The following is a 23457-nucleotide window of genomic DNA, read 5'->3' as shown; positions in this document are numbered from 1 at the left end:
CTTCCATGTGATGTCGTGATTTCTCGGGGTAGCGGCGTCTCCGTGCGACTCGACGTCAACCTCCTCGACTACGTCCTCATCGCCATCTACTTCGCCACCGTGCTCGCCATCGGCTTCGCCGCCCGCAGACGGATCAGTTCGAGCCTCGACTTCTTCCTGGCCGGTCGCGGGCTGCCCGCGTGGATCACCGGGCTGGCGTTCGTGTCGGCGAACCTGGGCGCGATCGAGATCCTCGGCATGGCGGCCAACGGCGCCCAGTACGGCGCGATGACCGTGCACTACTACTGGATCGGCGCGGTCCCGGCCATGGTGTTCCTCGGCATCGTGATGATGCCTTTCTACTACCGCTCCAAGGTGCGCAGCGTGCCCGAGTTCCTGCGCAGGCGCTTCAACGGGGCCACGCAGCTGCTGAACGCGATCATGTTCGCGGTCGCGCAGATCCTCATCGCCGGGGTGAACCTGTACGCGCTGGCGCTGGTCATGGAGGCCCTGATGGGCTGGCCGTTGCCGGTGTCGGTGGTGATCTCGGCGGTGATCGTGCTGTCGTACATCACGCTCGGCGGGCTCTCCTCGGCCATCTACAACGAGGTCCTGCAGTTCTTCGTCATCCTGGCGGGCCTGATCCCGCTCACCGTGCTCGGGCTGATCAAGGTGGGCGGCATCTCCGGCCTGTTCGACCGGGTACGGCAGAGCACGCTCGGCGAGGGCGGCCTGCACACGTGGGCGGGGACGGCGGGCGAGAACCCGATGCAGGCGCACTGGATCGGCATCGTGTTCGGCCTGGGGTTCGTGCTGTCGTTCGGTTACTGGACCACGAACTTCGCCGAGGTGCAGCGGGCCCTGTCGGCCAGGAACACGAACGCGGCCCGGCTGACGCCGATCATCGCCGCGTACCCGAAGCTGTTCATCCCGCTGGTGACGGTGCTGCCCGGCATGATCGCGCTGGTGCTGTTCGGCGACCTGGGCAAGGGCCAGGCGTACAACAACGCGATTCCGCTGCTGATGCGCGACCTGCTGCCGAACGGCGTGCTGGGGATCGCGGTGACCGGACTGCTGGCGTCCTTCATGGCGGGGATGGCGGCGAACATCAGCGGGTTCAACACCGTGTTCACCAACGACATCTGGCAGTCGCACCTGGTGCGGGACCGCGAGGACGGCTACTACCTGCGGGTGGGCCGGATCGCGACCGTGGTGGGCGTAGGGCTGGGGGTCGGGACGGCGTTCATCGCGGCCGGCTACTCCAACATCATGAACTACCTGCAGGCGTTGTTCTCGTTCTTCAACGCGCCGCTGTTCGCGACGTTCATCGTCGGCCTGTTCTGGCGGCGGATGACGCCGTGGGCCGGGTTCTGGGGGCTGCTCGCCGGCACGGTGGCGGCGTTCGCGTCGTACTTCTCGTACAAGGCCGGGTACGTGAACTTCGGCACCGAGCTGAACGCCAGCTTCTGGGGTGCGGGCCTGGCGTTCGCCGTGGACGTGGTGGTGTCCGTGGTGGTCACGCTGTTCACCACCCAGAAGCGGGAGGAGGAGCTGCGCGGGCTCGTGTACGGGCTCAGCGACGTCGACCTGGAGGACGACGCGCTGGCCGGGGACGCGAAGTGGTACCGCTCGCCCATGCTGCTCGGCGTGGGCGCCCTGATCCTGGCCGTTGCGCTGTACGGAGTGATCATATGAGCGACATCAGAATGGTGATCGGCGGGTTGTTCCTCGTGTACGGCGTGATCCTGATCGTCGCCGGCCTCGTGGGGAACAGCGTGAACCTGTGGACCGGGCTGATCATGGCCGTGTTCGGCGGCACGTTCGTGGTGTGGGCACGGGTCAAACGGATCTGACCGGCTCCGCGACGGCCTTCTCATAGGCCGCCGCGCGATTTGACATCCGGCCGCGCGTCAACCTACGCGAGCCGGCCGCCTGGCGCGCGGCCGGGGTGACCTCGCCCGCCGACGCCAGGCTGTGGCGCACCGCCGCCGCCGGCCCCGAGACGGTCATCGCCTGGCAACGCGCAGGCATGACGCCGGCGGAGGCGGTGCGCTGGCATGAGCTGGGTGTCGCCCCGCACGACGCGGCCCGCAGGCATCTGGTGGGCGAGCGCCCGCATCGCGTCCCGTGGTTCGCCCGGCTGACCGCGCCCAGCCCGGCGGAGACGCCCGCCCCCGCCTGGGCGGAGACGATGCGGCGGCTCCTGCGGGCGGGCGTGCCGGCCGACGTGGCCCGCGCCTACGCCGACGCCCGGTGGGACGGCGGCGAGGCGGAGAATTGGGCGCGGCGGCGGGTGGACCAGGGGGACGCACGCGTGTTCCGGGCTCTGGGGTTCACGGCCGAGGAGGCGGCGCGTATCCGGCTGAGCGCGGTCGAGGTCATGGCCGCCTGGTGGGGAGCCGTCCCGCTGGAGGAGGTGGCGGCCTGGTGCGCGGCCGGTTTCGCCCCGGGGGAGGCGGCCGGGCAACGGGCGGCGGGGGTCACGGCGGAACAGGCCGACGTGATCCGTGCGCTGTCCGGCTGACCTGACGGATCAGTACTCGACCTCGAACGTGTGCGGCCCCAGCCCGTACCCATCGCCCTTGGGCACGACGTACCCGTGCTCGATCAGCCTCGCGAGGCTCTTGCGCAGCTCGTCCTCCGCCAGCCCCGACGCCCGGACCAACAGGTCGAACCTGGCGCCGCCCGACTCGACCGCCTGGGAGGCGACGGCCTCGTACACGTGGATGTCGACGTTCGACAACGCCTGCACATCGTGGCCCTCGGACATCAGCGCTGCCTCGCTCCTTCCCTGAGCCGGAGGGGGTCCACCTCGCGGTCCGGGTAGCGGCGGAGGTATTCGGACTCGAGCTCGTTGGTACGTGACGTGTGCGTCGCCAACGCGTCGTCCGAGCCATGGAAGAAGGTGTCACTCCGGGTGGCGTGCAGTTGCCGCAACTCGCGTACGACGTCTTCGTCACTGAGCTGGGCTGGATCGATTCCCATCGTCGTCATGAGGGTTCCCCTACCCCAGAGTCCCTCGACAATATCTGTCACATTTCCTGACATATAGGGATTGTCTGTAAGATGTCCGAGCTTTACCTTCCCGTTATGGACCTCGAGCTCAGGCACCTCAGGATCGTCCGCGCGGTCGCGGACGCGGGAAGTGTGAGCAAGGCCGCCTCCCTGCTCGGGCTGGCACAACCGGCCCTCACTGCCCAGCTCAAGCGCATCGAGAGGGTGCTCGGCGGCGCCCTGTTCGAGCGCGACCGCCACGGCGCCAGGCCCACCCGCCTCGGCGAACTCGTGCTCGCCCGGGCACGGGTGCTCCTCCCTGCTGCCAAAGAACTGCAGGAGGAAGCCGTGCGATTCGCCAACGCCCCCTCCCCCGGCTACCGCATCGGCTCCACCAACGGGCCGATCCTCGGAGGGCTGGTCGACCGGCTGGCCGCGGAGCGGTCGGTCAGCACGTACACGTCCTGGTCGGCCCACGAGCTGACCAGCATGGTCGAGCTCGGCCGCCTCGACTACGTGCTCACCGGCGCCTGCGGCGACTCCGGCACTCCCACCGGCACGCTCGTCTGGGAGACGATCAGCCTCGACCCCGTGTTCTGCCTGGTCGCCGAGGCCCATCCCGCCGCCAAGGAGAAGGAGGTGGAACTGGCCGACCTGGCCGGCGAGCAATGGGCGGTGACGCCCGGCGACGGCTGCTTCGCCGACTGCTTCGCGATGGCGTGCGCCCGCGCCGGGTTCACGCCCGGCACGATCTACGAGACGGATGTGCCGACGTGCACGCACCTCGCGCAGGTCGGCCGTGCGGTGGTGCTCTGCCAGGCAACCCACCAGGCCGCCCAGGGCCTGGTCATGGTGCCGCTGGCCGGCGCGCCGCTGCGCTGGCGGCAACTCCTCGGCCGCCACCCCACCGCACCCGACGCCACCTGGGTGGTGGCGCAGGCCAAGGAGGCACATAGGGACGCGGTCCGCCGCAGCCCGGTCTACCAGGACTGGCTGGTACGAAATCCCGGCTACGGCACCGGGCCATAACACCGGGATAGGGGCAAAGACGTACTCCGCCACGCCCGGGCCCACGCCGTCACCGTGACGGCACCCCCAGCAGCGAGGAGACAGACCACGCTCCGCCCCGGCGCTGATCGCCATCGCCATCAGCACGTCAGTCGTGACGGCGCCCCCTACCGTCTCACCAGCACCTTCCGCGCCTTCGGTGCGTTGGATGCGTCGAATGCGTCGAATGCGTCGGGGACTCCTCGGCGCCCCCGCAACGGCGCGAGCACGCTCATCGTCATCCGCCGTGGCGGAATCGGTCTCATAGACGATCATGACAGCCATGCAGCGACCGTCCCCGGGCACAACCCGGCCTCCTACGCCCTAAGAGAACCGCGCCCACCCCAGACCCGCCGGTCCCCGCCGTACGAGAAGAGCCACCCCAGCGGATGCGCGGATATGATCGGCTTAAGCTCCGACAACACTGCGGGGCATGGAATGATGTCGGCGGAGACCCGTCTCCCGTTCGGTCGTCAGCACAACCGGATCCGATGCTCTAGCCTTAGCCATGCACGAGGCTCGGCATGATCCGCAGAAGGCCGAGCCGCATGTCACACAACTGAATCCAGGGGCGGTAGCTCAGCCGGTCAGAGCATCGGACTCATAATCCGTGGGTCGTGGGTTCAAGTCCCACCCGCCCTACTCACAAAACCGCTATTCGACCTGGGGTTTCTCGGTTTCGGTACGCTCGCGATCGAGTAGTTGATCATGTTTGGTTGCTCGCGTGCTGCTCTTGGGCGCGGACCGGGCGGATCGGTAGATCATTTAGTCGGCCAGTGTCAGTTCAGACCTAAAGAACGACCATCAGAAGGTCAAGACTGAACCCTCTATGGGCCACCCGGTCAGGCGAGGCCATGCAGCCGGTCAAGCTTCCGCCTTCCCGCCGCTCCGCCGCTCCGCAGGCATCGGAGACCAGCAGATAAATGGTCCGCTAGTGCTCGCCGTTCATGCTCTTCAGGACTAAGCCACAGGAGCCGGACCCGAGACACGACAACACGGACCCGGCCCTGGTTCCGGTGGTCAGGTGCTGGTTCCGGTCCGAGTCGGCAGGGCGATCAGACGCGCCTGGCGGGTGGCGTCTGACGTGGTGGAGATGAGGGCGGCGGTGGACTCGGCAGCAGCGCGAGCAACCTCGGGATAGACGCTGGTGTAGGTGTCGCGGGTGAAGGTGGAGGAGACGTGGCCGAGCGTCTCCTGCACGATCTTCAAGTCGACTCCGGCGGCCAGCATCAGCGATGCTGCGCCATGACGCAGGTCGTGCAACCGGACCGGCGGCAGCCCCGCCGCATAGGAGAGCAGGTAGAACAGGTCACTGACCTGTTGTGGGTGCAGCGGCTGGCCGATCTCGTCGGTGAAGACGAACCCGCTGTCCACCCATATCTCCCCTGCCGCGAGGCGTTCGGCGGCTTGGGTCTTGCGGTGGGCGCGAAGGGCGGTGACGGTATCGGCGTCCAGGGCGATGGTGCGGTCGCTGGCTTCCGTCTTCGGCTTGCCCTGGATGGTCTCCCAGCCGAGCTGGGTGATCTGCCAATGCACTCCGACAGTCCCGGCGTCCAGGTCGATGTCCTTCCAGCGCAATCCGACCGCCTCGCCCCGGCGCAGCCCGCGCAGAGCGATCAGCCGATACAAGACGAACAGGCGATGACCGGTCGCTTGGGCGAGGAAGGCCGAGGTGTGTGCTGGCGTCCACACCATCACCGGCGACGGACGGGGCGTAGAGATATAGACGTTGATCGGGTTGACGCGAGTGCTGCGGCGCTGCTGTTCGGCCGCCAGCCGTCGCTGGAGGTCCTGGCTCCAGTCGGCGACCCGTTCGTCGGTCCACACCAGTGCCTTCGGCCGGTCGGCGTCGGGAAGTTCGACGACCGCAGCCGGGTTGAAATCGATCAGTCGGTCCTGCTTGATCGCGATGTTCAGGGCGTGGCGGAGGGTGGCGCGGATGCGGTGCATGGTGCTCGGGCCGACCGGCCGCCGATACCGTACCTTCGCCCGCTGCTCCAAATCGTCGCTGGCGCGGGCGGTGGTGATGACGTCGTTGAACTCCTCGATCGCATCCAACATGCCCGCGATGTCGGAGACCCGCAGCCGGTCCAGCCGGATGTGACCGAGGTAGGGCACGAAGTACAGACGGATGTGCGCCTCGTAGGAACGACGCGTGGTGGCGTCGATCTTCCGCTTGCGCCGCAGGAACTCTTCCATCCACTCCGCCACGGTGACGGTGGGGTTGAGGTCTTGATGGGTGCGGACCTTACGCCGGACCTCTTCCACCGGTGGCAGGGCCTTGGTGTCTTTGAGGGTGGCCAGCATCAGCTCGCAGATCTTCCGCCGCACGTGTGAGTCCTCATCCAGCGTCAGCAGTGCGCGGGCGTGCTCGAGTTCCGCCTCGGCCTCTTTCAAGGAGGAGAAACCGCCGCGCCGTAGCGGGTTACGCCGCCTGCCGTCGGCGTGGGGCGGAAGCTCCAGCTGGTAGGCCCATTTGCCGTGGCCGTCGTTCCAGCGCTCCCCCGCAGCTCCGAGCCGGCGGAGTTTGGGGCAGTTCTTGCCCAGCCGCTTGCCGGTGTCGGCGTCTTTGCAGGCGCAGGTCTTGTAGGTGGATCCGTTTGCCACTACTCGGTCATCCCTTTCTCGTGCTCGTCGTGGGTGCGACGCTCCTCGTCGCGGTAACCCAGCAACGCCCGCAGCCCGCGCACCGGGACGGCGTACCGGCCACCGATCCGCAATATCGGACACGGGAACCGGCCGGTCCTGGCCAGGCGATAGGCCGTGGTGCGGCCCATTCCCAGTAGCCGCCCGGCCTCCACCAGCCCGATCACCAGCCGCCGATCCAGCGCCTCGGTCGCGGGTTGGGCCGCCGTTTCCCGCGGGACGGCCTGCCGGGCGCGGCGGTTCCGAGCGGATGGCGCCAGTCCGGATGTCTCGCTCATGATCACCTCCAAGAAAATCGGTTGACACGTCCTCACAGTCCAGAGGCCTGGTCCGACTGGGTCGGCGGGCGGGCGGCCCCGCAGATGTCGCCGCGTGGGCGGCTCCTCCGGGGGCCTGCCGCGGGCGCTGCGCCCCGGCTTCCCGTCCCGCGCCCTCGATGGGACGCCGGGGCCACGCCGCATCATCGACAGGGCGGCCCCAGCGGCCGCAGGAACACGCGGGAACCGGTCGGCCGGTAGCGCGAGAGGTATCGACGCCCACCTCCGCCCCGCCCGTCAAGCGAAATCCCCTGGTCAGCATCACCCGTCGCACCCCGAACCGACCCGGCCTTCCCTGCTCGCCGAACGTCTCGGTGACAACCGAGTCCCCGTGCATGCAAGACGCTCGGAGAGCAGAAGGTCAGCAGGTTTGCGGCACCATCGTGTGGGGTGGCAGCTCGCCGGCCGCTCTTGCGCGTTGTGCAGCGGCCAGAACGAGGCCCGGTTCAGCACCCGGCCTGGCACATGTATGAGGGCGAATGGCGTTCACAATGGTGTGGCCCGATCGCCTGGCCACCTGATCCCTGTCACTCATCAAATACCTGCGCCACAACCCAATTTCAGACATCGCCGCTGGTAAAGACTTAGTTGGATCCGCCCGCCAGACAGATCGAGCAGCCCCACGCCGACCTGCGCCCTATCGGTACGCAAGATGAGGTCGCGTTCTGGGTGTCCGTGGCCTTGCGCCTCTTGCCCACCGTGAGTGCCGTGACAACCAGCTCACCTCAAGTGCGGCTGTTGCTCTGGGGACCTACGTCCCCTCGTACTCTGCCAACGTGCTGTCACATCAAGCCGTATTCCCGCAGGTCATAGCGGTTTCGGACAAGTTTAGGACAATCGATGGACATGAGTGAGTGCGGGGGAGGCGCGGTGGTCACGTCGGCGCCTTTAGCACGCCAGGATCAAGACACTGAGACGCTGATCCCACCGCGAATCTGACAAGCACAGCATTCGAACGCCCCGTCGGATTACAAGAAAGATCTTTTAAAGGCTGCGCAGTGCCGCTTGGTGATAGTTCGTGCCGCCTCTGCGCGCTTTGTGCGTTCGGCAGTGCCGGGTCCTGACGGGGCGTACGAGCACGCACCGACCACGCCCACCATGCCGCTGACCACCCACACTGTCCCGTAGGAAGGCGCAACTCGCTGCGCCAAAACGACCGGTATCACCGCGCAGGCAGTCAGCCAGCGGCATGCCCCTCCACGTGGAGCGAGCCAAATGCTGTCTGGGCGCATGGCCGACAGCGGGCTACATTTGGTGAATGGTGCCTTCGACGCTGCTCAGCGTGGTGTCGCCTATAGTAGCCATTGCTATCGCGATCTGGGGATTCCGCCGTTCCACAAAGGCCGACAGATTGCGTGCCTTTTTCGAGGTCCAGGACCGCTACCTGGCTCCGACCGTCCGGGACGGGAGAAGAGTCCTCCACCAGGCTGTCGCGCACCGCAAGCCACATGAAGTGGCTGCCCTTGACAAGGCGTCGCTCAACAGTGCGGGATACACGCTGGCGGTGATGAATTCAGTGGCCATCGCCTGCGAGGGCGGCTATGTAGAACGTGATCTGATCCTACGTACCATGGGTCGTTCGTTCGTCAGCGCGGTAAAAGCCGCCCGGCCACTCATCGATCATGTCGAGAAGGTCCGTGGCTACCGCCCCTACCCGGCGGCGGAGCGCTTGGCGCAGGAGCTGGCCATTGTGTTGGGACTCCCAACATCACCGACGACCTCCATCCCACCAGGGGACGATCATGTCGACGCCAGCTAACACTCGCTTGCGCTTGGCCGTCGTTCAGCTTGATCGCATCCCATACTGCTTTACCGGTCAACAGCTCTGGATGCCTGTCGAGCCACTCAGCGGTCCTCACCCACTCCTTCCCGATTTATCAGTGAATCACCTTTTCGCGGTACAGCGACCAGACGTTTATCGTGAAATCGAATCCATGGCCGTCCAGGCGGCGGTTAAGAGCCTGCGTGAACTGCTTGATTTCCTCGAAACCCAGCAGGTGGACGTCGCAGTCTTTCCCGAATATCTGCACCCCGCGGCGTCCCTGCAAGACCTGATGGAGTTCTCCGCCGGGCGCGTGGTCGTGGCGGGACTGGAGGAGGTCCGCAACAACGAGCTGGCCGAGCAACTCGCGCAGGCTGACGAGCGCTCGACCGCTAGGTTGCTGCTCAAGCGAAATGTCTCGACGCTGATCGCGGATCGCAGGGTGCGTTTCATTACCAAGCGCTACCGCGCCAACTCGGAGTCGGCAGCCTCCGGTGCCGGGCCGGTCACGGTGGAGGCCGTCATACGCGGCCGCACCATACGCATCGGGGTGGCCGTCTGCCTCGACTACCTCCGGGCGGAAGATGAGGTGCGGGAGGCGAATGCCGAGATTCTATGCGTGCCCGCCTATACACCGACATTGAATGACTTCTATCCTGCGGCGCCTCGCGACCACGTACGCCTGCTCGCCAACTGCGCCCTGCACGGTGGGTCCCGCATTATGCTGCCCGGCTTGAAAGGCAGACTGGTCGACGATCTGGGCGTCCGGCCGCTACCCAAGGGTGCTGAAGGCGTAGTGATCGTCGACTACGACCGCTATCCCAGCCGTCCTTCTGGCTACAAATCTCCTGACAATACTCTTTACCTCCGAGCGGAGGTGATCGAGCGGTCCAATCAGGTCTGTTTGAACCTAATCAAGGAGTTGGCGAACGACCCGTCAGTCGAACAACTCACAGCGCTGATCAACCGGGTCCCACACCCAAGTCCTCTCCGCGACCTCCTGGTGGAATACCGACAGGCCAAAGCCGGGGATGCCCCCGACCCGGAACTGCGCAGGATGGTGCGTGACCATCCAATCGTAGGATCAGGGGCTCGCTCCGCCGCCGTTCGCCATCGCCAAGCAAAGCACGTTGTGGGCGCGCTGTCCTCCATGACCCCGGATCGGGAGATCAGTGTCGGTGCGGCGACTGATGCCTACCGCCGCCTGATCGATACACTGCCTGCCGGCTCTGAGCCCGCCGCATCCGTGGAGGACCAGGACGAGTGCCCGCTTGAGACGGAGCCGGAGGTTCCTGGCCAGGAAAGGCAACTTCTGGAAGATGTGCCCGATCTTGAGGCGGAGGGGCTTATCGCCGCTCTCGAGAGGCAACTGCTGGAAGACTTGATCGATAGAGCCGACGCTTTGTGGTCGAGGACACGGGCAGTCCGGGCGGCGCCCACCGCGCGCGAGCTATTGCGCAGATCTTTGTCCGCACAGGACACTCTGGCCGAGCTCACTGATCTGGTCGACAACGTTGTTCGCTTGTCGGAATCTGGTTCCGGCTTCACCTGGCACAACGAGCTGGGACACGTGAGAAGACAGCTTGGCGCGCTGCGCAATGGCCTGCCGACAGACCATCTCGCGGCTCGTGCGGCGATGAGAGAAGTTAGTCGCAGGCTACTGGTCGATGCCGCGGAGGCGCTGTACAACGCTCTGACCCGCCTGCGGAGGCCCGCGCCGTGACCACAAGCGGGCCCGACGTGGCCCGTTCGCTTAGATCCCTGGACACCGAACTGGAAACCGCCCACAACAGCATCGTGGACCGCACGATCGAGATTGAGGGCGTAGAAAAGATGCGCACATCCTGCAACAAGGCACACCAGTTGCTATATCAGCTAAGGCTGGGCAAGTTGAAAATCAACATAGATGACGCGGTTCTGCTCGCTCGAGTCACCGAGGCACTCGCTCTGCTGAAGCGAACGCGTGAGGCCATGGGGCGGCTGATCGAGGTTTTGAAAATCCGTGATAACCGACCGAAGCACAAATTACCCGCTGACTTCGAACGCAGGCACGGCGCGGTCGAGAGCGAGATCGAGGACTTGCGCCCCATACTAATCGATCTAGCCAAGAGTTTGGACCCCGGCCACCCGAGCCAGGGAGCACACAGCTACACCAACCCCAGGGTGTCCGTCAGAATCCCCCTTGACGAAGGGGGACATTGAGGCGGAGGGACTCCAATGTCGTTTAGAGGCTCTTCGCAGCTCGCCCGGGCGCGGGTTGTCAGTTAATCACCTTGGGTGATCTCGTGAGGTGACGGTCAGTCACGGGGCAGAGCGAACGAGGTCGGGAAGACGAAAAGGAGAACCCGTGGTGGTGGATCATGTCCTCGCCAAAGAATAAAGATCACAGCCACACGGGTGCATGGAGCAGCATACGGGTTCGGCCTGCTGGGGGCTGATAAGTGTGTCGGTGTTCGAGGTGGAACACGACGGGGACGGCGGCCGGGTGGTGCACGTCGTCCCGAAGCGGTCTGGGCCGCCGATATGCCCGGATTGCGGTCTTCCTGTAGGTCGGGCCAAGGAGTGGGTGGCGGCGCAGGCGGCGCATGTGCCGATCGGGCTGAAGCCGGTCACGCTGGTGGTGCATAAGCGGCGCTGGCGCTGTGACACACCGTGGTGTGAGCGGGCCTCATTCACCGAGCAGGTGCCGCCGATCGCCTGCAGCGCCCGCATCAGCGAGGCGTTGAGGAGTTGACTGAGATGCGGACCACACGCATAACGCTGCGCCCGAAACCGGCCACCCGTCCTGGGCCGGGAGTCGACCTGCGGACGCCTTCCGGACGCACGTTGCCGTACTGACCACCGCTCAGCGGAACAGCGCGTCGCCGATGGTGAAGCGGATGAACTCGCCCTCGGCCCACCGCGCCGTCCCCGGCCACCAGCCGCCCCGGATGCCCGCGGGCAGCGTGAACCCGTCGAACGTCGTCTCGCCCTCACACTCGACGCCAAACAAGTGCTCTCTGTACGGACCCTTGTCCGGTTTGCCCCAACGGCTCATGGTGACGCCCTCCAATCGGCCGTCCGCCGCCACGGCCAGCATCACCTCATAGTCCTCGCCACCCACCGGGAACCCGGCCATCGCGTGGCGCTCGTCCAGCGGCTTCCACCGCACGCGCGGGTCGAGCGCGGCCGCGGGAGACAGCACGAACTCGCAGGCCAGCCGCCCAGCGGCGCTCCTGGTGATGTCCGGCCCCATGCCCGACATCACGGGAAAGGCGTCGAGCAGCCGCCACCGCATCTCCCCCGTCCCCGCGCGATAACGGTCGTAGCCGTGCACCGGCAGGAGTCCGAGATACGCGCTCGCGCACCAGACGAACCCCTCCAGCGGCAGCAAGACTTGCGTGGCGTGGAATCGCCGCCAGGACCCCAGCCTGATCGTGCCGCGCATGCTCAACACGACCGCGCGCCGCAACGGCGTGCCGGGCGCGATCGTGCGCAGGATCCAGCGCCGCGCCGGTTCGGGCAGCAGGTCGGCGGCGGCCGGTTCGAAGGGGGACGCCGCCGCGGTCTGCCGTTGCAACAGTTCCCAGTCGTGCCGTGCCTGTTCTGTGAGGTACGGCGGGGCGAGGATGACGGTCATGCCCGCCTCCCCAGGGCGGGCACCACCGCTACCGGGCACCGCGCCCGATGCAGCACCCCGTGGCTGACCGAGCCGAGCACCATCCCCGTGAACCCGCCCAGCCCACGCGTGCCCACCACCACGAGATCGGCGCCTTTCGACGCCTGGACCAACGCGGGAACCGGGTGCCCGTCGACGATCGACTCGATCACCTCGGCATCCGGATATTTCTCCCGCCACGGCGTCAGCCGCGGCCCAAGTTCGGCCACCTCTCCGGCAGGTGACGGCCCGTACCCGGCGGGGTGCGGAGCAAGGACGGGATACCGGCGGGCGTGGAGAACACGAACCCGGGCTTGGCGGGCGGCCGCCTGATCCATGGCATATTCCAGCGCCAGATCTGCATGTGAGGAGCCGTCGTGGCCGACCACGATCTCTCCGTTGCCCTCATGCAGGGGCCTCCTGACAACGACCAGCGGGCAGCCCGCGTGCCCGGCGAGGCCGAGCCCGACCGAGCCGATCACCAGCCCGGCGAACCCGCCCAGTCCCCTGCTGCCTATCACCAAGGTGTCGGCCGTTTCGGACTCGGTCTTGAGCCGCTCGATCACGGCACCGGTGACCAGGGCGGTCGAGACTTGTACCCCTGGCGCGAGAACGCGGGCCCGCTCCGCAGCACCGGCCAGCAGCCCCTGGACCCGCTCGGTCAGGGTCTCCTGGTCGCCGGACGCGGTGAGCGGGTGCTCGGCCAGCCAAGGCTCGCGCACGTGGACGATGCGCAGCGGCAGGCGCCTGCGTCCAGCGTCGCCGGCCGCCCAGACCAGCGCGGACCTCGCGGCCTGCGACCCGTCGATCCCCACGACGATCGTTCTGTTCATCATCAACCTCCTCGGGAGGACGCCGAGCCGGGCAGGCGCCCCGCCCGCGCTCGGCCGGGCGTCAGTGCTCGACGGCGATCCGCCGGCCTTCCGCCTTCTTTCCTTCGGCCAGCCCCACGCTGACCTCCAGGACACCGTCCTTGTAGACGGCCTCGACGTCGTCGGTCTTGGCCGTCGCGGGCAGCGTCACCGAGCGGGATAGCGATCCGTAGGCGAACTCGGAGCGGCGCGGCTCGGTGGTCTTCCGGGTCTTCTCCGCCCGGATGTGCAGGACGCCGTCGTCCACGGTGACCTCGACGTCCTTGTCGGGGTCGATCCCGGGCAACTCGGTACGCAGGACGTACCGGCCCTCGGCGATGTAGTCCTCGACCCTGAGGATCTGGCCGAACGGCCGGAACCCGAACACTGGGTGCTCCAGCCACTCGAACAGCTCCGTGAACGGGAGCCTCATGTCCCGCCGCTCAGGCAGGCTCATCGCAGCCTCCTTCCATGGTCCCGATTCCCACACCTTCAGCACACACCCGACCGGCCCGCGCCCACAGAGGACGAAGTCCCTCATGACCAGGGACCATCGGCCTGTGCGGCGGTGAGGGGACGGCTGGGATAGAGAAGTATGAGAATTTCCGTCCTGGGCGCCGGTTCATGGGGCACCACGGTGGCGGCCCTGGTCTGCAAGCGGCACGACACTGCTGGTCTGGATCCGCGATCCCGGCATCGCCGAAGAGATCAACGTCAGACAATGCAACCAGGTGTATCTGGGGTGCTACCTGGCCACCCCACGGCCGCACTGATCGGGCCGAACCTGGCCAAGAAGATCCTGGCCGGGAAGGCCCTCGGCCGAAGTCATCGCCACCGGGAACGAGACCGTGGCCACAATGCTGCAGGAGATCTTCCAGCGTGGCCTGCTACGCGTCTACGCCAACGGCGACGTGACCGTCTGCGCGCTCGGCGGCGCGCTCAAGAACGTCGTGGCGACCGCGGCAGGGGTGGCCGAAAAGGCTGGGCGTGGGGGACAACACCAGGGTCGCTGTCATCACCCGTGACCTGGCCGAGCTCACCCGGCTCGGCGCGGCCATGGGAGGCGATGCGGCCGCGACCAGCACGGGCTGGAGCCGCCGATCTCCCGCACCATCCATCGGGTGCTCCCGGCGAGATCACCGCCCGCGACGCCTATTCGGGCCTGCGCCACTCGCCCACCGCCACGGAGTCCGGCCCGTGGTGAACCGGTTCGTGGTGAACCAGCCCGTAGTGAAACAGGCGCACCAGCGCGGCCCCAGTGAGCACCGCCACGGTGGCCGCCATGACGACCCCGCCGAGCACCCCGATCGCGACGATCAGCCAGGCCGGCTGCCCCTCCTGCCATAGCGGCGTGGTCACCAGCGCGAACACGCCCAGCGCGACCAGCCATGAGCCCGCGGTCGCGAGCACCCACCAGAACGCCCCGCGCACGTGCCGCCGCAGCAGCTGCCACTGCAGCAGCCCCATGGCCGCCAGCAGCATCAGCCCCAGCAAGGCGAGCACCACGGGAGACCATTGCAGAACGCGCTCACCTATCACGATCGGCAACGCGCCGACGGTCCACGCTATGGCGGCCCCCCACGCCGTCGCCCGAACCCAGTCACGGGTGGCGACCTCGGGAAGTGCCGTCCGGAGCGCGTACGCCTGCGCCAGGCCGAGGAACATGCCCTCCACCGCCCCAGCCAGGACGATCATCGCCGCCTGCAGCAGCGGTCCGATGCCCAGCATCCCCCACCCGGGTGCGGCCACCCAGGCCCCCGCCACCGCCGGCACCATGAATCCGACGATCTCCCCCAGCGTGACCGCTCTCGTCCAGCGCCACCACAAACCGGCGGACTCCCGTGGCAGGGCGGGCGCCTCCACCTCCACCGCCGCCTCCAGGCGGATGCTCACCATGGGCGATGGATCCCGGCGGACCTTCGCGTAACCCTCTCGGGCCTCGCCCTCCAGGACAATTCGCACCGGCGCGCCGCCCTCGAGGTTGCGCCACCACAGCCGCCGCGAGCTGCTCACCATGGTGAGCATGTCTCCGTCCTGCTCGTACTGGACGGGCAGGCGGATGGCGGCGCCGCTCCTGCGGCCGGTGACGGTCAACAGCGCGATCCGCCGCGACAGCAGGTCATGCAGCGGCGTGCGGAGCACCCAGGCGACGACCGGGTTCACCAGGCGGGTCTGGAACCGATCCAGAGCCTTCCAGATCATGATCGCCGCCCCCACAGCAGGTACGCGATGGGACCCACCGGCTGGACGAAGATCGCCAGCCACCACAGTCCCTTGCGCCCTCGCACGTCCCCCCTGGGCCGGAAGCAGAGATCCACCGCGGCGGCCGCGGTGAGGGCAACCTCTATGGACGTCAGTGCGATGAGCGCACCCTGCTGCTTATTCGACATCTCGTCCCAGCGCATCGGCGGACTCCCTTCACTCGCCCGTCGCCACCAGGGTGCCGACCTCCCCGGGGGCCGGTCAGGGGCAAAAGTCACACGTCCAGAGTCATTGGCCCTTCTTTCTTGCAGTTGGTGTTCATCACCTCGCCAGGTCGGAACTTCGCCCGCAGGCAGCCGTGCCGGGCGGTGCTGCGCTGGAAGGATGAGTACCTATCCCGTACGGGTCGAGGCCCGGCTCGAGGGAGCCGCTCAACCGGGGCCTCTGGATCGTCAAGTGGCTCCTGGCGATCCCTCACTACATCGTGCTGAGCCTGCTGCGGATCGCCTTCGCGGTCCTCACCGTCATCACGTTCTTCACGATCCTGTTCACCGGCCGGTTGGAGGGACTGATCGCGGGACTCGTCATCGCCACAGCGGTCCAGCTGATCATCGGAACCGCGCTCGCGTCATCCTGGTCACGCTCCAAGCACACCGCCCGCGTCCGTTCCGGAGCAGTGCCGTGCGATCCCCTCCCTGCGCGAGGCGCCGCCGTTCAGCGGCACGAGAGGACGAAAGCCCGCTACGCCACCGTCTTTCGGCACTGTCCCGCGCCACGCCCCCTTGATGCGATCGAGGCATGACGAGAACGCGCAATGCCGGAAGGCGACTACGACGGGCACTGCTGGGACAGGCGGCCGGGCTCGTGGCCTATGTGATGTTCGTGCGCCCGCGGCTGCTCCGCTGGGGAGCGACCCGGGAGGAGGTGCACGGCGCGCTTCCAGGCGACGCCGTCATTCCCCTCCCCCACATCATCGCGACCCGCGCCATCACCATTGACGCGCCGCCGGAGGCAGTGTGGCCCTGGCTGGTGCAGATGGGCGGATACACCCGGGCGGGATGGTACGGCTACGACGCGATCGACAACGGCGGCATGCCCAGCGCCCGGCGCATCGTCCCCGAGCTGCAGAAGCTCGAGGTGGGCGACCTGCTCCCGACCAGCCGCTCGGGCACCGGCTACCGGGTCGAGCAGGTGGAGCGCGAGCGCACGCTCGTCCTGGCGATTCGGGTGTTTCACGTCACGGAGACGTGGACGATCGTCCTGCGCGACCTCGGCGGGCGCACGAGGATGTTGTTCCGGCTCCGCGTGTTGTGCCGCCCCGGCTTCTTGGGCCTGATCTATCTGCTCCTGTCTCAGTCGGCCGACTACTTCACGGTCAAGAAGCAGATGACCACGATCAAGGCTTTGGCCGAAGGCGGGTGGTCTCCGGCCTCGCAAGACACGCCGTCGGCGTACTGGTCAGAGCATGTCGCCTCGTGAAGGGGGAAGGCATGCCCGTCGTTCGGCGAAGCACGCGGCGCTCGCTGCGGCTGTGGAGGCCGCTCGCTGGACGCCCTTCGCATACAGCACTCAGCCTTGTAACCTTCTCCGTGTCCGGTGAGGAGATCCCCCTTAGGGCCGACTCGGGCCAGGAAGCTCCAGGTCAGCGACGTGTCCGGGCGCGAACTGTCGATCAATTGTGGCACTGCCCTGTTCACCATGCGAACCGTCCTGCTGTACGAGGGATACGAGCCGGTGGTCCGAACCCTTCCCGACACCGACAGCCCGTCCCCGCTCGCCATCATCGCCCCAAGTGCCGAAGTCCGGGCCGATGAGCACACGTGGGCTCTCAGCGGCGAGATCGAGCGGCGCCGCACCCACCGGACGGACTTCGCCGACGTGCCGGAACCTGAGCGGCTCGTCGAGTCCCTCGTCAAAGGGGCGTCGAGCGAGAAAGCCAAGCTCACATCGATCCGCTCCTCATTGGCGGTGAACGTGCTCGCCGCGCTCACCCAGGCTGCACAGGACGTCCAGGCTCAGGATCAGAGGGTTCGGCCTGGAGTTGATCCGCTGGGCTCGCGATCCGGCGAGCATAGGCCAGGATGGGGTGCCGGTCGGGGAGCAGCCAGGGGCGACTGCGCCACCCGCGGAGTCACATTTCTCGCAGCGCGACTACTCCTGGCGGCACGGCTGGCCCGCTTCGGCCGGAGCAACCGCCACGGCCACGGCCGGCGTCGTGGCCGTGCTCATCACCAGCGCGGACACCCGCCAGGACTGGCTCGCCGCCGGCCAAGCCCTGCAACGTGTCCTGTTGCATACCGCCGCCCATGAGGTCATCGACGCCAAGTGCAACCAGCGCCGACGAGAGAGACCCTGCGTGGGCCGGCTGCCGGAGCCGCCTCCAGCAGATTACCGCTGATCGTGTGCCACGCGTGGAAATGCTCCCACCGCGAGTTCTTCCGGCGAACTAGTCCCGTTCGAGTTGGAACGTCGTGCGGCACTACGGCTGGTCCGAACGGCGGCAGACTAGGCGCCGCCCTCGGCACGACCATCACCGCCGCCGCAGACGACGACCCCACCATCCGGCAACTGGTCCGCAACCTCGACGCCGACCTCTCAGGCCGCTACGCCGTCAAGCTGTCGCTCCCGTAGTACGCGGCCCGCATGAGTGCTTGCATGTCGTCGAGCATCGGCATCCGCGGGTTGGCGGGCGCGCACTGGTCCTCGTAGGCGTTGCGCGCCTGCTGAGGGAGCGCGGTCAGGAAGGCGTTCTCGTCGATGCCGAGGGCCTGGAACGACGGCTCGATCAAGGCGGCGTCCCGCAGCCGCTCGACTGCGGCGGCCAGCGACTCCACGCCTTCGGCCGGGGTGGCGGCGGGCAGGCCGACGGTCTGGGCGATCTCCTGGAACCGTTCTGGAGCGCGGTAGTGCTCGTACTTGGGCCAGCCGGACAGCTTGGTCGGGGCCGTGCCGTTGTAGCGGATCACGTGGGGCAGCAGGACCGCGTTCGTCCGGCCGTGAGCGATGTGAAAAGTTGCGCCGAGCGTGTGCGACATGGCGTGGACGATGCCGAGGAAGGCGTTGCCGAAAGCCATGCCGGCGATGGTGCCCGCGTTGTGCATCCGCTCGCGCGCCCGCGGGTCCCCGGCCCCGTGATGGACGGCGCTCTCCAGGTTCGCGAAGATCAGCTTGATCGCGTGCAGGGCCAGGCCGTCGGTGTAGTCGCTGGCGTAGACCGACACGTACGCCTCGATCGCGTGGGTGAGGGCGTCGAAACCGCTGTCGGCGGTGACGACCGGAGGCAGGTCCGCCGCCAGGTGCGGGTCGACGATCGCGACGCTCGGCGTCAGCGCGTAGTCGGCCAGGGGATACTTCTTGCCCGTCACGGTGTCGGTGATCACCGCGAACGGCGTGACCTCCGCGCCGGTGCCCGAGGTGGTCGGCACGCAGACCAGGCGGGCCAGGTCGCCGAGCGGCGGGAACTTGAAGGCGCGCTTGCGGATGTCGAAGAACTTCTGCCGCATGTCGGCGAAGACGACCTCGGGGTGCTCGTAGCGCAGCCACATCACCTTGGCGGCGTCCATCGCCGACCCGCCGCCGAGGGCGATGATCGTGTCTGGCCGGAACTGCCGCATCAACTCGGCGCCCCGATCCACGGTCGCCACGGTCGGCTCGGGCTCCACGTCGTCGATGATCTGCAGCGCCACCCGCTCGGGGCGGCGACTGAGGACCGTGATGATCCGGTCGACGTAGCCGAGCCGGGTCATCGTCGGGTCGGTGACGACCGTCACCCGGTGTACGTCCGGCATGTCGGCCAGATAGCGGATCGCGTGCGGCTCGAAGTAGATCTTCGCGGGGATCTTGAACCACTGAAGGTTGTTGGTGCGCCGCCCGATCCGCTTGATGTTGAGCAGGTCGACGGCCGAGACGTTGTGGGAGACCGAGTTGCGGCCATAGCTGCCGCAGCCGAGGGTCAGCGACGGGATGAAGGCGTTGTACATGTCGCCGATGCCGCCCTGCGACGACGGGGCGTTCCAGATGATCCGGACCGCCTTGACGCGCCGCCCGAACTCCTCGGCCAGCCGCTCGTCCCGGGTGTGGATCGCGGCGCTGTGGCCCAGGCCGCCGAACTCCACCATCCGCTCGGCCAGGACGATCCCCTCCTCACTGCTGCCCGCGCGCAGCACGGCCAGCACCGGGCACAGCTTCTCCCTGGTCAGCGGCTCGGCCGGGCCGACCTGGGTGACCTCGGCGAGGATCACCGAGGTACCTTCGGGCACCTCGAACCCGGCCCGTTCGGCGATCCAGCTCGCGGGCCGGCCGACGACGTCGGGGTTGAGCCTGGCCTGAGAGCACGACTCGCCGGATGCGGTGACGCCGAACAGGAACTCCTCCAGCTTCCGCTTCTCCTCGGCATCGGCCCGGTAGGCGTGCAGCGCGCCGAACTCGGCCAGCGCGTCCTCGTACACCGTCGCGTCGATGATCGCCGCCTGCTCGGAGGCGCAGATCATGCCGTTGTCGAACGCCTTCGACAGCACGATGTCGTTGACGGCCTGCCGCAGGTCGGCTGACTGCTCGATGTAGGCGGGCACGTTGCCCGCGCCGACGCCGAGCGCCGGCTTGCCCGCCGAGTACGCCGCCCGCACCATGCCGTTGCCGCCGGTCGCCAGGATCGTGGCCACCCCGTCGTGGTGCATCAGCGCGCGCGTGGCGGTCAGCGACGGCTCCTCGATCCACTGCACGCAGTGCTCCGGCGCGCCCGCCGTCACCGCGGCGTCCCGGACGATCTTCGCCGCGGCGGCGCTGCTCTCCTGGGCGGCCGGGTGGAAGGCGAAGACGATGGGGTTGCGGGTCTTCAGGGCGATCAGCGCCTTGAAGATCGTGGTGGAGGTCGGGTTGGTCACCGGGGTGATCCCGCAGATGACTCCGACGGGTTCGGCGATCTCCACGATTCCGCTGATGTCGTCCCGTGAGATCACGCCGACGGTCTTGAGCGTGGCCATGCTGTTGGTGACGTGCTCACAGGCGAAGATGTTCTTCACCGCTTTGTCCTCGAACACCCCTCGCCCTGTCTCCCGCACGGCGAAGTCGGCTAGCGCCGCGTGCTCATCGAGCGCGGCGACGGACGCCTTCTTGACGATGTGATCGATCTGCTCCTGGCTGAAAGCGGCGTATTCGTCCAGTGCCTTGAGGGCGTTCCCCACCAGGGGGTCGATCATTTCCTTGACGGAGGTCGGCACGTCCGCGACCGTGTCGCTCATCTGGGTCACCTCGGGGACTCGTCGTGTTGGTCGCCTTCCAGCATCCCGATCCTCCGGTCACCACACCGGAGCGTTCCGACCCTGATCATGAGGCCGAAAGACACCGTGATCCTGGGACCTTTGGCTGTACTGAGTCGCTCCCGAATGGTGACTTTCAGCACTTCCCTGGTTCGGCGCCAGCCTTCCCGGGATGGGCAAAGCAGTGATCATCGGCCACGCCAGCCGCGCCGACGTCGCCGTTGACGTCACGGCCTCCGGGCTGGCGCTGACGGTGGCCGACAACGGCGTCGGCATGGCCGCGGGCGAGCAGGGAAAGCGCAGCGGCCTGCACAACATTGACGAGCGCGCCGCCCGGCTGGGCGGCACCGCCGAGCTTGAGACCCCGCCCGGCGGCGGCACTTGGTGCGCTGGCAAATCCCCCTCTCAAACGGGCAGATTCCTCTGTGAACTGCCATGATCGCGTTCCCGGGCAGCAGGCCGTGGTCACCTCGACGCGGCGCGTCATGTCACGTGCCCGGTCGCCGGCCGCCTCCAGCATCCCGGTGCAGTACCTTGTCGTGCCTTCATCGTTCGACCACTGTCCGCACATGTGTGCGACCCGCAGTCCCAGCCCTCTTCGCTGGGTGTCGGCGGCGACCCATTCCATGGCCGCCGTCGCCGGTGCGGATCCGTCCACGCCGACCACGATGTATCTGGCCATCACGCACCTCCGCCACTTTTACTTCCAGCCTTGCGCACAGCCACCAGCGCCGCCCGGAGACGAAGTCCCACATGCGACGGGCGTTGGTCCTCACCTGGCCTGATGTGCTGATAGTCGGCAAAGGGCGATGCCCGCTCGTCCGGCCGAGAGTGTCATTGGTCCTGCCCTGGGCTGCTGTTGGTCCCGGCCTCAGGTGTCGGAAGACCCTGCCCTCGCCGAGCGGGCCGGTTCAGGCTGGGTCACGAGGGACCCAGCTATCAGCGGTCATGTAAGCAAGGGGGCCGAAAATGAGACGGTCAATGATCGCAGGGATCGCCGCCGGATCGGTGCTCGCCACCGCCGCGGTGACCGGCGTCGCCGTCGCCGCAGGCAACGCCCAGCCACCACAGGCCACCGGATGGCATCGGAACGGACAAAACTACGGTCCGATGAGTGACATGTGGTCAATGGGCCGGATGCACGGTTCTCGCATCGGCAGTGAGTTCGACTACCTGTCCGAGATGGTGGCCCACCACCAGGAGGCCGTCACCGCAGCCGGACAGCTGCAGCGCTCGAGCCGGGCAGAGATGCGCGCCCTGGGTGCCTCGATCGTGAAGATCCAGACCGCCGAGATCGCCACCATGAACAAGTGGCTGGCCGCCTGGTACCCGGGACGTTCGACGGCGGTCGACTACCAGCCGATGATGCACGATCTGCCCAAGCTTTCGGGCGATGAGCTGGACAAGGCGTTCCTGCAGGACATGATCCACCACCACATGGTGGCGGTGATGATGTCCCAGCAGCTGCTCATGCGCGGGCAGGCGGAACACCAGGAGGTCAGGGCGTTCGCGGCCAGTGTGCGTGACACCCAGCACACCGAGATGTTCCAGATGCAGCAGTACCTGAGCAACTGGTTCGGCACCGACCGGTGGAACATGCCAGGCATGCGCGGCGGGATGGGCTGGTGACGACCCGGCGGGCCGAAAGTCCCGGTCTGGATCGGCACCGTCGCTCGTCCCTGCCCCAATCCGTAGAGTCCGCCCTCTCGCATTCTCAGGCGGTAGTTCCGCGATGGCCTAAATCGGCGAACTGTAGGACGTTCGCCAGTGTCGCCGAGCCATGGTGGCGTTCACGCTGGAATCAGGAGCACTCACGGGGAAAGAGATGATCATCATGCTCCCGATCCGCCCCCTCATCGCCACCGCGGTAGCCGCCTCAGCCACGGGACTGCTGGCCGTACCCGCGCAGGCCGCCCAGCAGGCCGCCATCTCCACGCTGGTGAACATCAGGGCCGCGCACCACTATGGCCTGGACCGGCTGGTTTTCGAGTTCCGCGGCCAGGTGCCGGCCCAGCGCGATGTCCGCTACGTGTCCAAGCTGATCGCCGACGGCTCCGGCCACACCGTCAACGCCGTCGGCAGCGCCCTGCTCCAAGTGCGCTTCAGCCACGCTGACGGCCATGACGGCCGCGGCAACGTGACCTACGGGACGACCCGCAGGACGTACGCGCTGCCCGGCGTCCTCCAAGTCGTCAACACCGGGGACTTCGAGGCGACGCTGACCTTTGGGGTCGGACTCGCCAAGCGGGTGCCCTTCCGGGTCTACACACTCGCCCGGCCGAGCCGCGTCGTCGTCGACATCGCCACGCCTTACCGGACCGTGCCGGTGCGCGACTACTTCCTCAACACGGCCAACTACAACCTCGGCCGCAGGCCATACACCACCGCCGTGCAGCGGCCGGTGATCCCCCCGGCCACTTCCTTCGGCGCGCTGCAGCGGCTGTTCGCCGGCCCCACCCAGGCCGAGCAGGCGCAAGGGCTGCGTTTCGTCAGCTCCAAGGCCACCGGCTTCAGCAAACTGACCGTCAAGAACGGCATTGTCAGGGTCTACCTGACCGGCCCCGTCACCAGCGGAGGATCGACGTTCACCATCGCCAACCTGATCAGGCCGACGCTCAAGCAGTTTCCGTCCATCAAGTGGGTGAAGATCTACGACGCTGCAGGCAGGACCGAGCACCCGACCGGACCGTCGGACTCCATTCCGCGGTCGCTGGAGCCATGAGCTCATTGAGCTCCGCTCCACACAGAACGGAATGATCAAGCT

25 protein-coding genes and 1 tRNA gene are annotated in these 23457 nt (G+C 67.3%); 16 read left to right on the top strand and 10 right to left on the bottom strand.

What is annotated here, in order from left to right; all coding sequences use genetic code 11:
• Positions 1-42 precede the first annotated feature (42 nt).
• The 3 genes from ACIBX3_RS16590 (at position 43) to ACIBX3_RS16580 (ending at position 2503) form a co-directional block, all read left to right on the top strand.
• The gene (locus tag ACIBX3_RS16590) at positions 43-1674 is read left to right on the top strand and encodes a sodium:solute symporter family protein (protein ID WP_397117639.1); all 1632 of its coding nucleotides are present in this window, start codon (positions 43-45) and stop codon (positions 1672-1674) included.
• The gene (locus ACIBX3_RS16585; RefSeq protein WP_397117637.1) at positions 1671-1832 is read left to right on the top strand and encodes a hypothetical protein; all 162 of its coding nucleotides are present in this window, start codon (positions 1671-1673) and stop codon (positions 1830-1832) included. The genes ACIBX3_RS16590 and ACIBX3_RS16585 overlap by 4 nt, the downstream gene beginning before the upstream one ends.
• A gap of 95 nt (positions 1833-1927) precedes the next feature.
• Positions 1928-2503, top strand: a complete 576-nt coding sequence (locus ACIBX3_RS16580) for a hypothetical protein (protein WP_397117635.1) — start codon at positions 1928-1930, stop codon at positions 2501-2503.
• 9 nt (positions 2504-2512) lie between these two features.
• Here ACIBX3_RS16580 and ACIBX3_RS16575 read toward each other — a convergent pair whose 3' ends face one another.
• Positions 2513-2749 carry a hypothetical protein gene (locus ACIBX3_RS16575; RefSeq protein WP_397117633.1) on the bottom strand — a complete coding sequence of 79 codons (237 nt, stop codon included), beginning with the start codon at positions 2747-2749 and terminating at the stop codon, positions 2513-2515.
• Entirely contained in the window at positions 2749-2973 is a 225-nt protein-coding gene (locus ACIBX3_RS16570; protein WP_397117631.1) for a DUF6158 family protein, read from the bottom strand. The genes ACIBX3_RS16575 and ACIBX3_RS16570 overlap by 1 nt, the downstream gene beginning before the upstream one ends.
• Positions 2974-3069: 96 nt before the next feature.
• Here ACIBX3_RS16570 and ACIBX3_RS16565 point away from each other — a divergent pair, with 96 nt between their 5' ends.
• A complete protein-coding gene (locus ACIBX3_RS16565) occupies positions 3070-4002 on the top strand; it encodes a LysR family transcriptional regulator (RefSeq protein WP_397117629.1) in 933 nt (310 codons plus the stop codon).
• A gap of 586 nt (positions 4003-4588) precedes the next feature.
• A tRNA-Ile gene (locus tag ACIBX3_RS16560) sits at positions 4589-4662 on the top strand.
• Positions 4663-5040: 378 nt separating this feature from the next.
• On the opposite strand, the gene ACIBX3_RS16555 is transcribed toward ACIBX3_RS16560, so the two are convergent.
• Complete coding sequence (locus tag ACIBX3_RS16555) at positions 5041-6351, bottom strand: tyrosine-type recombinase/integrase (RefSeq protein ID WP_397117627.1); 1311 nt, start codon at positions 6349-6351, stop codon at positions 5041-5043.
• A gap of 275 nt (positions 6352-6626) precedes the next feature.
• On the bottom strand, positions 6627-6944 hold the full coding sequence (locus ACIBX3_RS16550) for a helix-turn-helix transcriptional regulator (RefSeq protein WP_397117625.1): 318 nt from the start codon (positions 6942-6944) through the stop codon (positions 6627-6629).
• A 1297-nt stretch (positions 6945-8241) separates the two neighbouring features.
• On the opposite strand from ACIBX3_RS16550, the gene ACIBX3_RS16545 reads away from it, so the two are divergent.
• From ACIBX3_RS16545 to ACIBX3_RS16530, 4 genes are all read left to right on the top strand, one after another.
• On the top strand, positions 8242-8742 hold the full coding sequence (locus tag ACIBX3_RS16545; protein ID WP_397117623.1) for a hypothetical protein: 501 nt from the start codon (positions 8242-8244) through the stop codon (positions 8740-8742).
• A 175-nt stretch (positions 8743-8917) separates the two neighbouring features.
• Entirely contained in the window at positions 8918-10468 is a 1551-nt protein-coding gene (locus ACIBX3_RS16540) for a hypothetical protein (protein ID WP_397117621.1), read from the top strand.
• Positions 10465-10947 carry a hypothetical protein gene (locus tag ACIBX3_RS16535; RefSeq protein WP_397117619.1) on the top strand — a complete coding sequence of 161 codons (483 nt, stop codon included), beginning with the start codon at positions 10465-10467 and terminating at the stop codon, positions 10945-10947. Before ACIBX3_RS16540 ends, ACIBX3_RS16535 begins: the two co-directional genes overlap by 4 nt.
• Positions 10948-11146: 199 nt before the next feature.
• Entirely contained in the window at positions 11147-11479 is a 333-nt protein-coding gene (locus ACIBX3_RS16530) for a transposase family protein (protein ID WP_397117617.1), read from the top strand.
• 111 nt (positions 11480-11590) lie between these two features.
• On the opposite strand, the gene ACIBX3_RS16525 is transcribed toward ACIBX3_RS16530, so the two are convergent.
• From ACIBX3_RS16525 to ACIBX3_RS16515, 3 genes are all read right to left on the bottom strand, one after another.
• Positions 11591-12364, bottom strand: a complete 774-nt coding sequence (locus tag ACIBX3_RS16525; RefSeq protein ID WP_397117615.1) for a DUF6544 family protein — start codon at positions 12362-12364, stop codon at positions 11591-11593.
• A complete protein-coding gene (locus ACIBX3_RS16520) occupies positions 12361-13215 on the bottom strand; it encodes a universal stress protein (protein WP_397117613.1) in 855 nt (284 codons plus the stop codon). Before ACIBX3_RS16520 ends, ACIBX3_RS16525 begins: the two co-directional genes overlap by 4 nt.
• A 61-nt stretch (positions 13216-13276) precedes the next feature.
• Positions 13277-13690, bottom strand: a complete 414-nt coding sequence (locus ACIBX3_RS16515) for an Hsp20/alpha crystallin family protein (RefSeq protein ID WP_397117611.1) — start codon at positions 13688-13690, stop codon at positions 13277-13279.
• A gap of 391 nt (positions 13691-14081) precedes the next feature.
• Here ACIBX3_RS16515 and ACIBX3_RS16510 point away from each other — a divergent pair, with 391 nt between their 5' ends.
• Positions 14082-14258: a hypothetical protein gene (locus ACIBX3_RS16510; RefSeq protein ID WP_397117609.1), complete on the top strand. Its 177-nt coding sequence runs from the start codon at positions 14082-14084 to the stop codon at positions 14256-14258.
• A 127-nt stretch (positions 14259-14385) separates the two neighbouring features.
• Here the strand turns inward: ACIBX3_RS16510 and ACIBX3_RS16505 are convergent, their stop codons facing one another.
• Together ACIBX3_RS16505 and ACIBX3_RS16500 are read right to left on the bottom strand one after the other, a co-directional pair.
• Complete coding sequence (locus ACIBX3_RS16505) at positions 14386-15435, bottom strand: nitroreductase/quinone reductase family protein (RefSeq protein WP_397117607.1); 1050 nt, start codon at positions 15433-15435, stop codon at positions 14386-14388.
• Positions 15432-15638, bottom strand: a complete 207-nt coding sequence (locus ACIBX3_RS16500; protein ID WP_397117605.1) for a PLD nuclease N-terminal domain-containing protein — start codon at positions 15636-15638, stop codon at positions 15432-15434. Before ACIBX3_RS16500 ends, ACIBX3_RS16505 begins: the two co-directional genes overlap by 4 nt.
• A 281-nt stretch (positions 15639-15919) precedes the next feature.
• Between ACIBX3_RS16500 and ACIBX3_RS16495 the strand changes: the two genes are divergently transcribed.
• The 3 genes from ACIBX3_RS16495 to ACIBX3_RS16485 all read left to right on the top strand — a co-directional run bounded on the left by ACIBX3_RS16495 (position 15920) and on the right by ACIBX3_RS16485 (position 17833).
• Positions 15920-16237, top strand: a complete 318-nt coding sequence (locus ACIBX3_RS16495) for a hypothetical protein (protein ID WP_397117603.1) — start codon at positions 15920-15922, stop codon at positions 16235-16237.
• Complete coding sequence (locus ACIBX3_RS16490; protein WP_397117601.1) at positions 16234-16914, top strand: hypothetical protein; 681 nt, start codon at positions 16234-16236, stop codon at positions 16912-16914. Before ACIBX3_RS16495 ends, ACIBX3_RS16490 begins: the two co-directional genes overlap by 4 nt.
• A gap of 607 nt (positions 16915-17521) precedes the next feature.
• Positions 17522-17833 carry a hypothetical protein gene (locus ACIBX3_RS16485; RefSeq protein WP_397117599.1) on the top strand — a complete coding sequence of 104 codons (312 nt, stop codon included), beginning with the start codon at positions 17522-17524 and terminating at the stop codon, positions 17831-17833.
• Positions 17834-18038: 205 nt separating this feature from the next.
• On the opposite strand, the gene adhE is transcribed toward ACIBX3_RS16485, so the two are convergent.
• Positions 18039-20675, bottom strand: a complete 2637-nt coding sequence (adhE, locus tag ACIBX3_RS16480; RefSeq protein WP_397117597.1) for a bifunctional acetaldehyde-CoA/alcohol dehydrogenase — start codon at positions 20673-20675, stop codon at positions 18039-18041.
• 190 nt (positions 20676-20865) lie between these two features.
• Between adhE and ACIBX3_RS16475 the strand changes: the two genes are divergently transcribed.
• The 3 genes from ACIBX3_RS16475 (at position 20866) to ACIBX3_RS16465 (ending at position 23415) form a co-directional block, all read left to right on the top strand.
• Complete coding sequence (locus tag ACIBX3_RS16475; protein ID WP_397117595.1) at positions 20866-21132, top strand: hypothetical protein; 267 nt, start codon at positions 20866-20868, stop codon at positions 21130-21132.
• Between the two features lie 542 nt (positions 21133-21674).
• Positions 21675-22322 carry a DUF305 domain-containing protein gene (locus tag ACIBX3_RS16470; protein ID WP_397117593.1) on the top strand — a complete coding sequence of 216 codons (648 nt, stop codon included), beginning with the start codon at positions 21675-21677 and terminating at the stop codon, positions 22320-22322.
• Positions 22323-22518: 196 nt separating this feature from the next.
• Entirely contained in the window at positions 22519-23415 is an 897-nt protein-coding gene (locus ACIBX3_RS16465; protein ID WP_397117591.1) for a GerMN domain-containing protein, read from the top strand.
• Positions 23416-23457: the final 42 nt, after the last annotated feature.

This window comes from Nonomuraea sp. NPDC049480 (assembly GCF_044465905.1).
Lineage (GTDB): Bacteria > Actinomycetota > Actinomycetes > Streptosporangiales > Streptosporangiaceae > Nonomuraea.
Note: the sequence above shows the minus strand (reverse complement) of the source record. Positions and strands in the feature narration are given on the sequence as shown.

Coding starts and splice junctions, on each gene's coding strand:
- ACIBX3_RS16585 (WP_397117637.1), top strand. CDS start 1,671: ATGAGCGACATCAGAATGGTGATCGGCGGGTTGTTCCTCGTGTACGGC.
- ACIBX3_RS16575 (WP_397117633.1), bottom strand. CDS start 2,749: ATGTCCGAGGGCCACGATGTGCAGGCGTTGTCGAACGTCGACATCCAC.
- ACIBX3_RS16570 (WP_397117631.1), bottom strand. CDS start 2,973: ATGACGACGATGGGAATCGATCCAGCCCAGCTCAGTGACGAAGACGTC.
- ACIBX3_RS16565 (WP_397117629.1), top strand. CDS start 3,070: ATGGACCTCGAGCTCAGGCACCTCAGGATCGTCCGCGCGGTCGCGGAC.
- ACIBX3_RS16550 (WP_397117625.1), bottom strand. CDS start 6,944: ATGAGCGAGACATCCGGACTGGCGCCATCCGCTCGGAACCGCCGCGCC.
- ACIBX3_RS16545 (WP_397117623.1), top strand. CDS start 8,242: ATGGTGCCTTCGACGCTGCTCAGCGTGGTGTCGCCTATAGTAGCCATT.
- ACIBX3_RS16540 (WP_397117621.1), top strand. CDS start 8,918: ATGGCCGTCCAGGCGGCGGTTAAGAGCCTGCGTGAACTGCTTGATTTC.
- ACIBX3_RS16530 (WP_397117617.1), top strand. CDS start 11,147: ATGGAGCAGCATACGGGTTCGGCCTGCTGGGGGCTGATAAGTGTGTCG.
- ACIBX3_RS16525 (WP_397117615.1), bottom strand. CDS start 12,364: ATGACCGTCATCCTCGCCCCGCCGTACCTCACAGAACAGGCACGGCAC.
- ACIBX3_RS16520 (WP_397117613.1), bottom strand. CDS start 13,215: ATGAACAGAACGATCGTCGTGGGGATCGACGGGTCGCAGGCCGCGAGG.
- ACIBX3_RS16515 (WP_397117611.1), bottom strand. CDS start 13,690: ATGAGCCTGCCTGAGCGGCGGGACATGAGGCTCCCGTTCACGGAGCTG.
- ACIBX3_RS16505 (WP_397117607.1), bottom strand. CDS start 15,435: ATGATCTGGAAGGCTCTGGATCGGTTCCAGACCCGCCTGGTGAACCCG.
- ACIBX3_RS16500 (WP_397117605.1), bottom strand. CDS start 15,638: ATGCGCTGGGACGAGATGTCGAATAAGCAGCAGGGTGCGCTCATCGCA.
- ACIBX3_RS16490 (WP_397117601.1), top strand. CDS start 16,234: ATGACGAGAACGCGCAATGCCGGAAGGCGACTACGACGGGCACTGCTG.
- adhE (WP_397117597.1), bottom strand. CDS start 20,675: ATGAGCGACACGGTCGCGGACGTGCCGACCTCCGTCAAGGAAATGATC.
- ACIBX3_RS16475 (WP_397117595.1), top strand. CDS start 20,866: ATGGGCAAAGCAGTGATCATCGGCCACGCCAGCCGCGCCGACGTCGCC.
- ACIBX3_RS16470 (WP_397117593.1), top strand. CDS start 21,675: ATGATCGCAGGGATCGCCGCCGGATCGGTGCTCGCCACCGCCGCGGTG.
- ACIBX3_RS16465 (WP_397117591.1), top strand. CDS start 22,519: ATGATCATCATGCTCCCGATCCGCCCCCTCATCGCCACCGCGGTAGCC.